This window comes from Ralstonia flatus, from assembly GCF_958439105.1.
Lineage (GTDB): Bacteria > Pseudomonadota > Gammaproteobacteria > Burkholderiales > Burkholderiaceae > Ralstonia > Ralstonia flatus.
Window position 1 is genome coordinate 62,589 of record NZ_CAUDLI010000001.1, and the last position, 15,565, is coordinate 78,153.

The 15,565-nt window shown below is 64.5% G+C and carries 13 protein-coding genes and 1 riboswitch; of the genes, 11 read left to right on the top strand and 2 right to left on the bottom strand.

The window, feature by feature from the left end; genetic code table 11:
* The first annotated feature begins 1 nt into the window (after position 1).
* The 5 genes from xdhB to R2676_RS00340 all read left to right on the top strand — a co-directional run bounded on the left by xdhB (position 2) and on the right by R2676_RS00340 (position 6,618).
* Entirely contained in the window at positions 2–2,368 is a 2,367-nt protein-coding gene (gene xdhB, locus R2676_RS00320) for a xanthine dehydrogenase molybdopterin binding subunit (protein WP_206275153.1), read from the top strand.
* Between the two features lie 13 nt (positions 2,369–2,381).
* Positions 2,382–3,416, top strand: coding sequence for a xanthine dehydrogenase accessory protein XdhC (gene xdhC, locus R2676_RS00325; protein WP_206275152.1), 1,035 nt, complete (start codon positions 2,382–2,384; stop codon positions 3,414–3,416).
* A gap of 2 nt (positions 3,417–3,418) precedes the next feature.
* Positions 3,419–4,456 carry an adenosine deaminase gene (locus R2676_RS00330; RefSeq protein WP_012436085.1) on the top strand — a complete coding sequence of 346 codons (1,038 nt, stop codon included), beginning with the start codon at positions 3,419–3,421 and terminating at the stop codon, positions 4,454–4,456.
* A gap of 17 nt (positions 4,457–4,473) precedes the next feature.
* Entirely contained in the window at positions 4,474–5,808 is a 1,335-nt protein-coding gene (gene guaD / locus R2676_RS00335) for a guanine deaminase (protein ID WP_102066429.1), read from the top strand.
* Positions 5,809–5,821: 13 nt separating this feature from the next.
* Positions 5,822–5,991, top strand: a riboswitch (yybP-ykoY riboswitch).
* Positions 5,992–6,045: 54 nt separating this feature from the next.
* Complete coding sequence (locus tag R2676_RS00340; RefSeq protein ID WP_206275151.1) at positions 6,046–6,618, top strand: TMEM165/GDT1 family protein; 573 nt, start codon at positions 6,046–6,048, stop codon at positions 6,616–6,618.
* Between the two features lie 214 nt (positions 6,619–6,832).
* Here the strand turns inward: R2676_RS00340 and R2676_RS00345 are convergent, their stop codons facing one another.
* The gene (locus R2676_RS00345; RefSeq protein WP_206275150.1) at positions 6,833–8,110 is read right to left on the bottom strand and encodes a urate hydroxylase PuuD; all 1,278 of its coding nucleotides are present in this window, start codon (positions 8,108–8,110) and stop codon (positions 6,833–6,835) included.
* Positions 8,111–8,127: 17 nt separating this feature from the next.
* On the bottom strand, positions 8,128–8,481 hold the full coding sequence (gene uraH / locus R2676_RS00350; protein ID WP_027681000.1) for a hydroxyisourate hydrolase: 354 nt from the start codon (positions 8,479–8,481) through the stop codon (positions 8,128–8,130).
* 377 nt (positions 8,482–8,858) lie between these two features.
* On the opposite strand from uraH, the gene R2676_RS00355 reads away from it, so the two are divergent.
* The 6 genes from R2676_RS00355 (at position 8,859) to R2676_RS00380 (ending at position 15,482) form a co-directional block, all read left to right on the top strand.
* Entirely contained in the window at positions 8,859–9,617 is a 759-nt protein-coding gene (locus R2676_RS00355) for a GntR family transcriptional regulator (RefSeq protein ID WP_206275149.1), read from the top strand.
* Positions 9,618–9,832: 215 nt separating this feature from the next.
* Positions 9,833–11,242 (top strand): nucleobase:cation symporter-2 family protein, encoded by a 1,410-nt coding sequence (locus tag R2676_RS00360; RefSeq protein WP_206275148.1) that lies wholly within the window; start codon positions 9,833–9,835, stop codon positions 11,240–11,242.
* A gap of 4 nt (positions 11,243–11,246) precedes the next feature.
* The gene (locus tag R2676_RS00365) at positions 11,247–12,665 is read left to right on the top strand and encodes an 8-oxoguanine deaminase (protein ID WP_206275147.1); all 1,419 of its coding nucleotides are present in this window, start codon (positions 11,247–11,249) and stop codon (positions 12,663–12,665) included.
* A 110-nt stretch (positions 12,666–12,775) separates the two neighbouring features.
* Positions 12,776–13,738: an allantoinase PuuE gene (puuE, locus tag R2676_RS00370; RefSeq protein WP_004630895.1), complete on the top strand. Its 963-nt coding sequence runs from the start codon at positions 12,776–12,778 to the stop codon at positions 13,736–13,738.
* On the top strand, positions 13,735–14,259 hold the full coding sequence (gene uraD / locus R2676_RS00375) for a 2-oxo-4-hydroxy-4-carboxy-5-ureidoimidazoline decarboxylase (RefSeq protein WP_206275146.1): 525 nt from the start codon (positions 13,735–13,737) through the stop codon (positions 14,257–14,259). Before puuE ends, uraD begins: the two co-directional genes overlap by 4 nt.
* A 152-nt stretch (positions 14,260–14,411) precedes the next feature.
* Positions 14,412–15,482 carry a porin gene (locus R2676_RS00380; RefSeq protein WP_206275145.1) on the top strand — a complete coding sequence of 357 codons (1,071 nt, stop codon included), beginning with the start codon at positions 14,412–14,414 and terminating at the stop codon, positions 15,480–15,482.
* Positions 15,483–15,565: the final 83 nt, after the last annotated feature.

The following is a 15,565-nucleotide window of genomic DNA, read 5'->3' on the forward strand; positions in this document are numbered from 1 at the left end:
CATGAACAAGCAAACCGAAGCCTTCCTGCTGGCGGAAGCCGATATTGCTGCCGCCATGCCCGGCCAGCGCGGCGCTGTGGTGGGCATTTCGCGCCCGCACGAATCTGCGCACCTGCATGTTGCGGGCACCGCCACATACACCGACGACATTCCCGAGCTGGCCGGCACGCTGCACGCGGCGCTCGGCATGAGCACGCAAGCGCATGCCCGCATCGTGAACATGGATCTGGATCGCGTGAAGGCCGCGCCCGGCGTGGTGGCGGTGTTCACGTCGGCCGACATTCCGGGCACGAACGATTGCGGCCCGATCATCCACGACGACCCGATCCTGGCGACCGACACGGTGCACTTCATCGGCCAGCCGATGTTCATCGTGGTGGCCACGTCGCACGATGCGGCGCGACGCGCAGCGCGTCTGGGCAACATCGAATACGAAGTACTGCCCCCGCTGCTGACGCCCGAAGAAGCGCGCGCCGCCGGCAAGTCCGTGCTGCCGCCGATGCACCTCAAGCGCGGCGAACCGGCCGAGCGCATCGCTGCCGCGCCGCACTCCGAAGCCGGCAAGATGTCGTTGGGCGGGCAGGAGCAGTTCTACCTGGAAAGCCAGATCTCGTACGCGGTGCCGAAAGAAGACAACGGCATGCACGTGTGGTGCTCGACGCAGCATCCGACCGAGATGCAGCACATGGTGTCGCACATGCTGGGCTGGCACGCCAACCAGGTGCTGGTCGAATGCCGCCGCATGGGCGGTGGTTTCGGCGGGAAGGAATCGCAATCGGGCCTGTTTGCCTGTTGCGCTTCGCTGGCGGCATGGAAACTCGCCTGCCCCGTCAAGCTGCGTCCGGACCGCGACGACGACATGATGATCACCGGCAAGCGGCATGACTTCCGCTTCACCTACGAAGCCGGCTACGACGACGACGGGCGCATCCAGGGCGTCAAGGTCGACATGACGTCGCGCGCCGGTTTCTCGGCCGACCTGTCGGGCCCGGTGATGACGCGCGCCATCTGCCACTTCGACAACGCCTACTGGCTGCCCGAGGTGGAGATCGACGGCTTCTGCGCGCGCACCAACACGCAGTCGAACACCGCATTCCGCGGCTTCGGCGGCCCGCAAGGCGCGTTCGCCATCGAATACATCATGGACAACATCGCGCGCTCGGTCGGCAAGGATGCGCTCGATGTGCGCCGCGCCAATCTTTACGGTAAGGACAAGAACAACGTCACGCCGTACGGGCAGACCGTGGAGGACAACGTCATCCATGAACTGCTCGACGAACTGGAAGCGACGTCCGACTACCGCGCCCGCCGCGAAGCGATTCGCGCCTTCAACGCGACCAGCCCGGTGCTCAAGCGCGGCCTGGCGCTGACGCCGGTGAAGTTCGGCATCTCGTTCAACGTGAAGCACTTCAACCAGGCCGGCGCGCTGGTGCACGTCTACAACGACGGCTCGATCCTCGTGAACCACGGCGGCACCGAAATGGGCCAGGGCCTGAACACGAAGGTCGCGCAGGTCGTGGCGCACGAACTGGGCGTGTCGTTCACGCGCATCCGCGTGACAGCCACGGACACCAGCAAGGTGGCCAACACGTCCGCCACGGCGGCATCCACAGGCAGCGACCTGAATGGCAAGGCTGCGCAAGACGCCGCACGCCAGATCCGCCAGCGCCTGATCGCGTTTGCGGCCGAGCATTACGAAGCGCCCATCGAGACGGTGGCGATCGTGGGCGACCATCTCGAAATCGGTACGCGGCGCGTGCCGTTCGACGAGCTGATCGGCAAGGCCTATGTTGCCCGCGTGCAATTGTGGTCCGACGGCTTCTACGCCACGCCCAAGCTGCACTGGGATCAATCCAAGCTCAAAGGCCGTCCGTTCTACTACTACGCCTATGGCGCAGCCGTGTCGGAAGTGGTGGTCGATACGCTGACCGGTGAATGGCGCCTGCTGCGCGCCGACGTGCTGCACGACGCCGGACGTTCCATCAACCCGGCCATCGACATCGGCCAGGTCGAAGGCGCGTTCATCCAGGGCATGGGCTGGCTGACGACCGAAGAGCTGTGGTGGAACAAGAACGGCAAGCTGATGACGCATGCGCCGTCCACCTACAAGATCCCGACGGTCAACGACTGCCCGCCGGATTTCCGTGTGAACCTGTTCAACAACGCCAACGTGGAAGACAGCATCCACCGTTCCAAGGCGCTGGGTGAGCCGCCGCTGCTGCTGCCGTTCTCGGTCTTCTTCGCCATTCGCGATGCGGTGGCTGCGGTTGGCGATGGCCGCACGAACCCGCCGCTGAATGCGCCGGCCACCAGCGAGGAAATCCTCAAGGCCGTGGATGCCATCCGCAGCGCCCCGCTGACTGCCTGAGTTGGGAGACACCATGGATCACACGCAACTGCGCCCATTCCGCTTCGCCGATGTGCTTGCCACCGTGCAGGCCGGGCAGCCGTGCGTGCTGGTCACGGTGACAGACGTCCAGGGCTCGGCGCCGCGCGAACCGGGCACGCTCATGCTGGTGGGCACCGACGGTTTCTACGGCACCATCGGCGGCGGCCATCTCGAGTGGCGCGCGATGGAGATCGCCCAGACGATGATGGCCGCGCCCGAGGCCACCGGCGAAGCGCGCCGCCAGTTCGTGCGCATTCCGCTGGGGCCGGCACTCGGCCAATGCTGCGGCGGCGTGGTCCGCCTGTCGTTGGAGCGTCTCGATGCGCGCGATGTGGAATGGATCCGGCTTGCGGATGACGCCATGCGCCAACGCCGCAGCCTGCGCCGGTTTGTGCCGGCCGATGTGGAAGCGCCCACCGAAGCGAGCATCGGAGATGCCGCCGCAGCCGGCGTGACGCTCGACGCCCGCGGATTCACCCAAACCGTGCTGCCGCCCGACATGTCCATCGTGCTGTGCGGCGCGGGCCATGTCGGCCACGCCATCGTGCGTGCGCTGGCCCATCTGCCGTGCCGCGTGACGTGGGTGGACGAGCGCGACGCGATGTTCCCATTTCCCACGGAAGTGCCGCCGAATGTCGTCATCGAATCCACCGACACCCCGGAAGCCGTGATCGATCAGGCGCCCGCCGGCAGCTACTTCCTGGTCATGACGCACAACCATGCGTTGGACCTTGCGCTGTGCGAACGCATCATGCGCCGCACGGACTTTGCCTACTTCGGCCTGATCGGCTCCAAGACCAAGCGCGCGCGCTTCGAGCATCGCATGGTCGAACACGGCGTGGACCCGGCACGCCTGCCGGAAATGGTGTGCCCCATCGGCGTGGCGGGCATTGTGGACAAGGCGCCGGATATCATTGCGGTATCCGTCGTCGCGCAACTGCTGCAGGTGCGAGAGCTGCAACAACAAGCGCTCACCAGCGCCAGCAGCGGCGCGGCGGTCCCTTACCGAGTCCCCACGCCTGTCTGATCATGCCGATTTCCTCCGCGCTTGCAGAACGCATTGCCACCAGCCCGAAAGCTGAACTGCACATCCACATCGAAGGCTCGCTCGAACCCGAACTGATGTTCGCGCTGGCCGAGCGCAACGGCGTAAAGCTGCCGTATGCATCCGTTGAAGAAGTACGTGCGGCCTACGCCTTCGACGATCTGCAATCGTTTCTCGACCTGTACTACGCTGGCGCGAGCGTGCTGCTCACCGAGCAGGATTTCTACGACATGACCGCCGCGTACGTGGCACGCGCGCTTGCCGACAACGTCCACCACGCCGAAATCTTCTTCGACCCGCAGACGCACACCGCCCGCAACGTGCCCATGCATGTGGTCATTCACGGCATCGTCCGCGCGTTGGATGACGCCGAGCGCGAGCACGGTTTTTCGAGCGCGCTGATCCTCTGCTTCCTGCGCCATCTGAGCGAGGAAGACGCTTTCGACACGCTCGAAGCGGCCCTGCCCTACATCCAGGACCCGGCCAACCGCATCATCGGCGTGGGGCTGGATTCGTCCGAGCGCGGCAACCCGCCGGAAAAATTCGCACGCGTATTCGCACGGTGCAAGGAACTCGGCCTGCGCCTCGTCGCCCACGCCGGTGAAGAAGGCCCAGCGCAATACGTGATCGACGCCCTCGACATCCTGAAGGTGGAGCGCATCGATCACGGCGTACGCGCCATCGACGATGCCGCGCTCGTCAAGCGCCTCGCGGCCGAGCGGATCGCGCTGACGGTCTGCCCGCTGTCGAACGAAAAACTGAAGGTCTACCCCGACCTGCGCGACCACTCGCTCAAGCAACTGCTGGACGCCGGCTGCGCTGTGACGCTGCACTCCGACGATCCGGCCTACTTTGGCGGCTACATGAACACCAACTGGCTCGCCACGTTCAACGCCCTTGACCTGTCTGCGGCCGATGCGCACGCGCTCGCGCGCAACAGCTTCGAGGCGTCCTTCCTGCCCGAACAGGACAAAGCCCTGTGGCTTGCCAAGGTCGACGACCACTGGAAAGCCGCACACTAAAAATCCACGAGACGACGATGACCACGATGCCTCCGACTTCCAATTCCGTTCACGCTTACCGCGGCCGTGTGCTGCATTTCCTGCACGACCCGCAGTATCGCGAGCGCGATGCCTATGAATACTGGGAAGACGGCCTGCTCGTGGTTTCGGACGGCAAGGTGGTCAAGGCCGGCGACTATGCCGCGCTGCGCGAAGACCTGCCCCTCGGCACGCAACTGCACGACTACAGCGGCAAGCTCATCGTCCCGGGCTTCATCGACACGCACATTCACTTTCCGCAGACGGACATGATCGCGTCGCCGTCGCCGGGCCTGCTGCACTGGCTGGAGACGTACACCTTCCCGGAAGAACGCCGCTTCGAAAGCGAGCAGTACGCCGCCGGTGTCGCCTCGTTCTTCCTCGACGAACTGCTGCGCAACGGCACGACCAGCGCGATGGTGTGGAGCACCGTGCATCGCGGCTCTGCCGAGACGCTGTTCACGCAAGCCCAGCAACGCGGCATGCGCATGATCACGGGCAAGGTGATGATGGATCGCAACTGCCCGGAATACCTGCGCGACACGGCCGAATCCGGCGCGCGCGACACGGCCGACCTGATCTCGCGCTGGCACGGCAAGGACCGGCTGGCCTACGCCATCACGCCGCGATTCGCGCCCACCTCGAGCGAAGCGCAGCTGCAGGCCTGCGCAGAACTCGCCAAGCAATACAAGGACGTCTTCATCCAGACGCACGTCGCGGAAAACCCCGACGAAGTGAAATGGGTGGCTGACCTGTTCCCCAACGCGCGCAGCTATCTGGACGTCTACGACCGCTACGGGCTGCTGCGCAAAGGCGCCTTCTACGGCCACGCCATCTGGCTGGACGACGGTGACCGCCAACGCATGGCCGAATCCGGCGCAGCCGTTGCGCACTGCCCCACCTCCAACCTGTTCCTGGGCAGCGGCCTCTACAACTTCCACAAGAACGACGCATACCGCCTGGCGCTTACGCTGGCGACCGACGTAGGCGGCGGCAGCTCATTCTCGATGCTGCGCACGATGGGCACGGCGCACAAGGTTGCGCGCATGGGCGGGTATCACCTGACGGCGTTGCGGATGTTCTACCTGGCCACGCGCGGCGCCGCCGAAGCGCTGGGCTGGGAAGACCGCATCGGCAGCTTCGTACCGGGCGCCGAAGCCGACTTCATCGTGCTGGACCCCGCCGCCACGCCGCTGCTGGCCCGCCGCAACGCCCGCTCGGAAACGCTGGAAGAGCTGCTGTTCTCGTTGGCGCTGCTGGGCGAGGACCGTGCGGTATCCGCCACATACGTGCAGGGTGAACCGGCGAAATTTGCGGTTGGCGCCAACGCTTGATGCACTTATAATCGCGGCTTCCATTGGGGAGTAGCCGCTCGAAGTCGTCACTTCGAGGGCCACGTCAACAGACTTGACCGCCGTCGCAACGACAGGTGGTTATGGCGTGGTCAGCCGCACTCAGGGTGCCATCCATGCACCCGGTGACGCGCCTGGCGAGACCGATGACAACCCACTGCGGACAGGGCCGGCAGTGGCGCGTCATTGGTTCGCATACGGCCCGGACACCACAACAACATGGAAGCCTTTCTCGTCTCCACCGGCATCGTCGCGCTCGCAGAAATCGGCGACAAGACGCAGCTGCTGTCGATCCTGCTGGCCGCGCGTTTTCGCAAGCCGGTACCGATCATTTTCGGCATCTTCATCTCCACCCTCGTCAACCACGCACTGGCCGGCGCCGTCGGTGGCTGGATCACGCACGTGCTGGGGGAAAACGTGCTGCGGTGGATCCTGGGCGTGGGCTTTATCGCCATGGCCGGCTGGATGCTGGTTCCGGACAAGCTCGACGACGACGAAGCGCCCTCGACGACGCAGCGCGGCCTTGGCATCCTCGGGACGACCATCGTTGCGTTCTTCTTTGCCGAGATGGGCGACAAGACGCAGATCGCGACCGTGGCACTGGCCGCGCGCTTTCACGACGTGTTCTCTGTCGTGGCGGGCACGACTGTCGGCATGCTGCTCGCCAACGTGCCGGCAGTACTGATGGGCAACAAGTTCGCTGCGCGCATGCCGATCACGCTGGTGCATCGGATTGCGGCGCTGATCTTTCTGGTGCTGGGCGTGCTGGCGTTGCTCGGCGTCGGGAAATAAGTGGTCAATCCGAGGCTCTGGGGCTGCCCTGTCGGGGCCCCTTGCGGCCGGTGACGCAGCGGCGAATTCAGCCCACCACGGACACATCAGCGCAGACGCTTCAGGCGAAAAAAAACGGGGCCGCAGCCCCGTTCAACCCTCACCGGTCATGCCACCCGCTAGGGAACGAATGGCATGCTCCGATAAACCGTTCTGTTGTTGCTCAGCTTGCGCCTCAGTTCGTCTTGGCGCCGCCTTCGAACCACTTGGCGATGATCGTGCGCTCGTCGTCGGTGATTTGCGTCACGTTGCCCAGCGGCATCAGCTTTTGCTGCACGACCTGCTGGTAGACGAGCTGCGCATGCTTGCCCAGTTCTTCCGGCGTATCGAGCAACACGCCCTTAGCCGGTGAAGGCATCAGGGTAGGATGAGCCGAGTGACATTGGTAGCACCGTGCGGTAACGACTGCCTGTACTTTGGCGAAGTCCGAACCGCCGGCAGCTGCCGCAGTGGCCTGGCCTGCTGCAGCCGGTGCCGAAGCACTGCCTTCTGCCGCTGCTGCAGGCGCCGTCGCCGCCGGGGCTTCTGCCACCGGGGCTGCCGGACGCGACACCGGAGCCAGCCACACCGCCACACCCAACAGCACAGCCACGCCCGCTGCCGGATAGCCCCAGTTCACGACGCCCTTGTGCTTCAGGATGAAGAACTGACGGATCAGCACGCCGGCCAGCATGATCAGCACCAGCACAGCCCAGTTGTACTTGGCGGCGTACGTCATGCTGTAGTGGTTCGACAGCATCGCGAACAGCACCGGCAGCGTGAAATACGTGTTGTGCACGCTGCGCTGCTTGCCGCGCTTGCCGTGGATCGGGTCCGGCTTTTCGCCAGCCTTGAGCGAGGCGACCACCTTGCGTTGCCCCGGGATGATCCAGAAGAACACGTTGGCGCTCATGATCGTTGCGATCATCGCGCCGATCAGCAGGAATGCCGCGCGGCCCGAGAACAGGTGGCACGCCGCAAACGCCGCGATCACCACGTAGATCGCCACGAGAATGCCCACCACGCGGTCGTTCTTGCCGAACACGCGGCAGATCGTGTCGTACACGAGCCAGCCGACCACCAGGAAGCCCAGCGCCAGCAACACCGCCGTCGTCGCCGTCATGTCGAACACGCTGCGATCGATCATGTAGACGTTGGCGTTGAACAGGTACACCACCGTCAGCAGGGCGAAGCCCGACATCCAGGTCGAATACGACTCCCAGTAGAACCAGTGCAGATGGTCCGGCAGCTGCTTCGGCGCCAGCAGGTACTTCTGCGGGTTGTAGAACCCGCCGCCGTGCACGGCCCACAGCTCGCCGTCGACGCCCTTGTCCTTCAGGTCCGGCGCGGTCGGCTTGGTCAGGCTGTTATCGAGCCAGACGAAGTAGAACGACGACCCGATCCACGCGATCGCGACGATCACGTGCAGCCAACGCAAGAGCAAGTTGGCCCAGTCGAGGATATAGCCTTCCATGATGACTCCCTGCCCTGTTAGCTACCGCGATAGGTCGAATACGACCACGGCGACACCAGCAGCGGCACGTGGTAGTGCGCACTGGTGTCGGCCACGCCGAAGCGCAGCGTCACCACGTCCAGAAACGCGGGCTCGGGGAGTTTGACGCCGGCAGCGCGGTAGTACTCGCCCACGCCGAAGTCCAGCTCGTACACGCCGGTTTGCAGCGCGTCGCCTTCAAGCAGCGGCGCATCGCAACGGCCATCGTGATTGGTGCGGACCGACTTGATCGGTTGCCGCTGATTGTCGACAATTTTGAACAGTGCGATCGCCAGGTTTTGGCCCGGCGTGCCTGCAGCGGTGTCGAGCACATGGGTGGTCAAGCGTCCCATTTGTCTTCCTCTGTAGTTCGAATTTTCAGAAGCGCCGCTGCCTCCACTTGCACCTCGCGCCAAACCCTTGTGTGACAAAGGCTGGCGTCGGGGCCCGCTCGGTACGTGCTGTGCACGCATCCCGGCGCGCGTCCAGCCGGTTTACGCCTGCCGCCCATGTTGGGAGGGTGCATGCCAAACCGGCAAAGCCGTCGCTCGTTCTGGGTCCGACGCCTTGCTTCTGTCGTGTCGCTAGACTCGGCTGAAACAGGGATTTCCCTAGTTTGTCGGATTCCCGAACGCATTTTGTTGACAATATTGAAGGCCGCCACGAATAATTGTCAACAGGTTTTCGCAGTTGCTTATGCTGCGGCGCGTTACTCAAAGGCGGATCTGCCATGTCCAAGAATCTCAAGCTGGTCTCCACGGAAGCGACGTCGAAATCGGGCGTCAAGGCATCGGGAGCAACACGCATGTCGGTCGAAGAACGGATGTATCACGAGATCTACGACGCGATCATGGAGCACCGCCTGCCCCCGCGCACCAAGCTGACGGAGCATGCGCTGTGCGAAATCTATGCCACCGCGCGTCATACGGTGCGCAAGGTCTTCTCCCAACTGGCCGCTGACGGCCTGGTCGACCTGGAACCGAATCGCGGCGCGTTCATCGCGGCACCCTCCATCGACGAAGCCCACGCCATGTTCGAGCTGCGCCAGATCCTGGAGCGTGCGGTGCTCGACAAGGTCGGCCGCAGCAGCAATCCCAAGGCAGCCATCGCCCCGCTGCTGGAACTCGTCAAACAGGAACGCCAGGCGTTTGTCACGCAGGATCGCCCGCGCTGGATTCGCCTGTCTGCGGAATTTCACGTGGCGCTGGCCGAGCAATCCGGCAACCCGCTGGTGGTCGAGATGATGCGTCGACTGGTGTCGCGCACCACGCTGATGATCGCCAGCGTGGAGGCTCCCGGCAACAACGCATGCTCGTTCGACGAACACCTCGACATCCTCAATGCCCTGGAGCGTGGCGACGCCAGCGCTGCCCAGGCCCACATGGCCCAGCACTTGCAATGCTGCGCCGATCGCGTGCGCCCCGAAGCGCCCGCTGATTTCGATCTGCGTTCGGTATTGGGCCCGCGCGGCGGGAAGGACAAAGTCTAGGACCGGTTTAGCTGTACGGGGCGAGCTGGCACGACAGAGGCCGGCCGCCCAAGAACCTGTCCACGATCCGTAGCGACCCGCCGAAGGTTGGCCCGAGAGACACCGCCCGACATCAGGACGGCACGTGTCACAAGGCCAGAACCGGGGCGCGCAGCAGGAATGTGGACAGGCTCCAAGCCGGACGCCGTCCGGCTTACCACCCAAAGGAGACCTTTATGGCAAGCAGCACCATCGCCGCCCCCACGGCGGATCTGACCAATGAGCGCGTGGCGTACGGACGCCTGCTCGCATTGGGTCTGCAACATGTATTGGTGATGTATGCAGGCACCGTGGCAGTGCCTCTGATTGTGGGCGGTGCACTGCATCTGCCCAAGGAACAGCTCGCTTTCCTGATCAACGCGGACTTGTTTGCCGCCGGCCTTGCCACCCTCATCCAGGCCTTTGGCATTTGGAAGTTCGGCATTCGCATGCCCGTCATGATGGGTGTGACCTTCGCGTCGGTGGGCCCGATGATCGCCATCGGCACCGACCCCAGCATCGGCCTGCTCGGCATCTACGGCGCCGTGATCGCGGCGGGGTTGTTCGGCATCATCGTCGCGCCGCTCATGGGGCGCGTGCTCGGGCTCTTCCCGCCGGTCGTGACGGGCACCGTCATCACGCTGATCGGCATGTCGCTGATGGGCGTGGGCATCAACTGGGCCGCGGGCGGCCAGCCGACCATGAAGACCATGGTCGACGGCGTGCTCAAGACCGTGCCCAACCCGGCCTACGGCGACCTGAGCGGCCTGGGCATCGCGCTGGCAGTGCTCGTCATCATCCTGTTGCTGACAAAGTACGGCCGCGGCCTGATCGGCAACATTGCCGTGCTGCTGGGCATCGTGATCGGCACGTTCATCGCCATGGCGTTCGGCAAGGTCAGCTTTGCCGGCATTACCGACGCCGACTGGGTGGCCGTGATCACGCCGCTGCACTTCGGCATGCCGACCTTCCACTTCGGCGCCATCGCCTCGATGTGCATCGTGATGTTGATCACCCTGGTGGAATCGACCGGCATGTTCCTGGCGCTGGCGGAAATCACCGGCAAGAAGCTGTCCACCGATGACCTCACACGCGGCCTGCGCGCCGACGGTCTGGGCACCGTGATCGGCGGTGTGTTCAACACGTTCCCGTACACGTCGTTCTCGCAGAACGTCGGGCTGGTGACGGTCACGGGGGTGCGTTCGCGCTTCGTGGCGGCCATGGGCGGCGTGATCCTGATCGCGCTGGGCCTGTTCCCGAAGATGGCGCACATCGTGGCGTCGGTTCCTTCGTTCGTGCTGGGCGGTGCGGGCATTGTGATGTTCGGCATGGTGGCCGCTACCGGCGTGCGCATTCTCGGCTCGATCGATTTCAACAAGTACCGCCACAACCTGTTCATCGTGGCGATCTCGATCGGCTTCGGCATGATCCCGACGCTGGCACCCACCTTCTTCCAATACCTGCCGCATTGGCTGGAGCCGGTGACGCACAGCGGCATCGTGCTGGGCACGCTGGTCGCGGTCATCCTGAACCTGTATTACAACGGCATGCAGTCGACCGAGCACGCAATGCGCGACGCTGCCGCCAACACCCACGGCACGGAGTAATTGCATGAACGCCACTGTCGCGCACAACGACCCGCTTCTGATCGCCCGTCATGCCGACGTGCTGGTCACCATGGATGCGCAACGCCGCGAGATCGCCGACGGTGCCCTGGTTGCGCGCGGTGGCGTGATCGAATGGGTGGGCGCCACGGCCGATCTGCCGTCGCAGTATCGCGATGCCATCGGACAACCCAACGTACGCGTGATGGAACTGCGCGACCACGTGGTCACGCCGGGTTTCGTCAACACGCACCATCACATGTATCAAAGCCTGACGCGCGCCCTGCCCGCCGCGCAGGACGCTGAACTGTTCGGCTGGCTGACCAACCTGTATCCGGTGTGGGCCGGCCTCACGCCCGAGATGGTGCGCGTGTCTACGCTTACCGCCATGGCGGAACTGCTGCTCTCGGGCTGCACGACGTCCAGCGACCATCTGTATCTCTATCCGAACGGCAGCCGGCTCGATGATTCGATCGAAGCCGCGCAGCAGATCGGCATGCGTTTTCACGCGGCGCGCGGCAGCATGAGCGTCGGCCGCAGCCAGGGCGGTTTGCCGCCGGACCGCGTGGTCGAAGGCGAAGAAGCCATCCTGAAGGAAACGCAGCGCCTGATCGAAACGTGGCACAACGCCGATCGCCATTCGATGCTGCGTGTGGTGGTGGCGCCGTGCTCGCCCTTCTCCGTCTCGCGTGATCTGATGCGCGAGTCGGCCAAGCTCGCGCGCAGCTACGGTGTGTCGATGCACACCCACCTGGCCGAGAACGACAACGACATCGCTTACTCGCGCGAGAAGTTCGGCATGACGCCGGCCGAGTATGCGGAAGACCTCGGCTGGGTTGGCCGCGACGTCTGGCATGCGCACTGCGTGAAGCTCGACGCGCACGGCATCGACGTGTTCGCACGCACCGGCACCGGCGTTGCGCATTGCCCGTGCTCGAACATGCGGCTGGCGTCGGGCATTGCGCCCATCCGCACCATGCGCGATGCCGGCGTGCCGGTCGGGCTGGGCGTGGATGGCAGCGCGTCGAACGACGGCGCGCACATGCTCGGCGAAACGCGCCAGGCCATGCTGCTCGCACGCGTCGGCTTTGGCCCTGCGGCGATGAGCGCGCGCGAGGCGCTGGAGATCGCCACGCTCGGCGGCGCGCGCGTGCTCAACCGCGACGACATCGGCGCGCTCGCACCCGGCATGTCGGCCGACTTTGTCAGCTTCGATCGTCACCAGGTCAGCTTTGCCGGCGCCGACCACGACCCCGTCGCGGCGCTGGTGTTCTGCGCCCCGTCCAACGTGGCGCACAGCGTGATCAACGGGCGCGTGGTCGTCGAAGACGGCCGCCTGACCACGCTTGAACTCGACGCCCATCTCACGGTTCACCGGAAGCTCGCGCTGGAACTGGCGCAGGCTGCCCGGGCAGTCCCGGCCTGACGCGATGGCGCCTTGCCTGGTTCATGACGCCGCTGTGATGTCGTGAATTTGGAAAGCCGCATTCCACTGTCTGACCGGTGTTGTATGAAGTCTCCTCGACATGAAAAACCATGACAAACAATAACTATCCGCGCGATCTCATCGGTTACGGCAAGAACCCGCCCAACGCCAATTGGCCGGGCGGCGCGCGCGTCGCCCTGCAGTTCGTCCTCAACTACGAGGAAGGCGGTGAAAACTGCGTGCTGCACGGCGATGCCGGCTCCGAGCAGTTCCTCTCGGAAATCATCGGCGCCGCGGCCTACCCGGCCCGCCATATGAGCATGGAGGGGATTTACGAATACGGATCACGCGCGGGCGTGTGGCGCATCCTGCGCGAGTTTGAAAAGCGCGGCCTGCCGCTGACGATCTTCGGTGTGTCGATGGCCCTGCAGCGCCATCCGGACGTGACGCAAGCCTTCGTTGACCTGGGCCACGAAATCGCCTGCCACGGCTGGCGCTGGATCCATTATCAGAACATCGACGAAGCCACCGAGCGCGAGCACATGCGCATCGGCGTCGAGATCATCCGCGAGCTGACCGGCAATGCACCGCTGGGCTGGTACACCGGCCGCGACAGCCCCAACACGCGCCGCCTCGTTGTCGAGCACGGCGGCTTTGCCTACGACGCCGACTACTACGGCGACGACCTGCCCTTCTGGACCGAAGTCGAAACCTCGTCCGGCGAGCACAAACCGCACCTGGTGGTGCCGTACACGCTCGACACCAACGACATGCGCTTTGCCAGTCCGCAAGGCTTCAACACGGCAGACCACTTCTACCAATACCTGAAGGACGCGTTCGACGTGCTGTACGAGGAAGGCGATCCCAATGGCCTTGCGCAGCCGAAGATGCTGTCGATCGGCATGCACTGCCGCCTGCTGGGCCGCCCGGCGCGCTTCCGTGCGCTGCAGCGCTTCCTCGACTACGTGCAATCGCACGACAAGGTCTGGATCTGCCGCCGTATCGACATCGCGCAGCACTGGATCCAGAACCATCCGTACGCCAAGCAACCCGTTTTGAGCACCACAGCATGAGCCAGACCACCTACACCCTCTCGCAACTCAACGGCATGGACGCAGCGCAGTTCGTGCAAGTCCTCGGGGGCGTCTACGAGCACTCGCCGTGGGTTGCCGAACAGGCCGCAACGCAGCGCCCGTTCGCTTCGGCCGAGGCGCTCGCGGCTGCCATGCGCAATGCCGTGGACACCGCCGGCATTGAGCCGCAGCTCAAGCTCGTGCGCGCTCACCCCGAGCTGGCGGGCAAGGCGGCCGTGCGCGGTGAACTGACCGCCGAGTCGACGCGCGAGCAAAGCGGTGCGGGCCTGAACCAGTGCACGCCGGAAGAGTTTGCACGCCTGCAGGCACTCAACGCGCAGTACAACGAGAAGTTCGGCTTCCCGTTCATCCTGGCAGTGCGCGGCTACGACCGCCACGGGATCATCGACAACTTCAGCAAGCGCGTGGAAAACGACCGCGATACCGAGCTGCGTGCGTCGCTCGAACAGATTCATCGCATCGCAGGTTTCCGCCTGGCCGATTTGATTTCAGCAAACTGATTTTTCAGGTTCATCAGCAAAAAACAACGCTGTGGGCGCGGTGTCATGGGGCATGGGACACCGTCCGGCATGGAGCCTGACCAGCCGGCCTGTGACTGCATCGAAGAATGCGGCGCAACCTGCAGTGATCTTCAACAACAAAGGAGGTAGCAATGCAGTCGAAATTCAAGCGTGGCATGGCCGCGCTGGCAGTGGCATCGGCACTGGGGGCAGCAAGTGCCGGTGCGCAGGCGCAATCGTCCGTGACGCTGTACGGCCAGGTGGATGCCTGGGCGGGCGCCACCAAGAACTTGGGCGCATCGGATCGCGCCTGGGGCGTCAACTCGGGCGGGATGTCCACGTCGTACTGGGGCATGAAGGGCAGCGAAGACCTCGGCAACGGCCTGAAGGCGATCTTCACGCTGGAAGCGTTCTTCCGTCCCGACACCGGCAAGTACGGCCGCTTTGACGGCGACACGTTCTTCGCCCGCAACTCGTTCGTCGGCCTGCAATCGAGCAGCTGGGGCTCGATCAAACTCGGCCGCCTGACGCCGCCGTATTTCGTGTCGACGATCCTGTTCAACCCGTTCATCGATTCGTACACGTTCTCGCCGATGGTGTTCCACACCTACCTCGGCAACGGCCTGAGCGGCCCCGGCGGCATCTCGGGCCTCGTCGGCGATTCGGGCTGGAACAACTCGATCATGTACTCGACGCCGGACTTCAACGGTCTGACCGCCAACTTCATCTACGGCGCGGGCGAGCAGGCCGGTCACAACGGCCAGAACAAGTGGGGCGGCAACGTCCTGTACTTCCGTGGCAACTTCGCGGCAACGGCGGCGTTCCAACAGGTGCGCTTCAACTCCGCACCGGGCGACCTGAACGCACTGGTGGCAGGCTTCTCGCGCCAGACTGCGGCGCAGCTGGGTGCCACGTACGACTTTGGCGTGGCCAAGGTCTACGGCCAGTACCAGTACATCATGAACGCCATCAACTCCGGCGATGCGAAGAGCAACGGCGGCCAGCTGGGGGTATCGGTGCCGGTCGGCCCGGGCAGCATCCTCGCGTCGTACGCGTACACGAAGACTTCGGGCGCGGCCGACGTCAAGCGCAACACGTGGGCCGTCGGTTACGACTATTCGCTGTCCAAGCGCACCGATGTGTACGCCGCGTACATGCGCGACAAGGTGACGAATCTCAGCTCGGCAGACACCTTCGGCGTGGGCATCCGCGCGAAGTTCTAAGCAGTCGGCAGCAAAGAAAAACGGCGCCTGGACTTTCCCCAGGCGCCGTTTTCTTTTGGGCCGCCCACCTTCTGCGGCCCAAG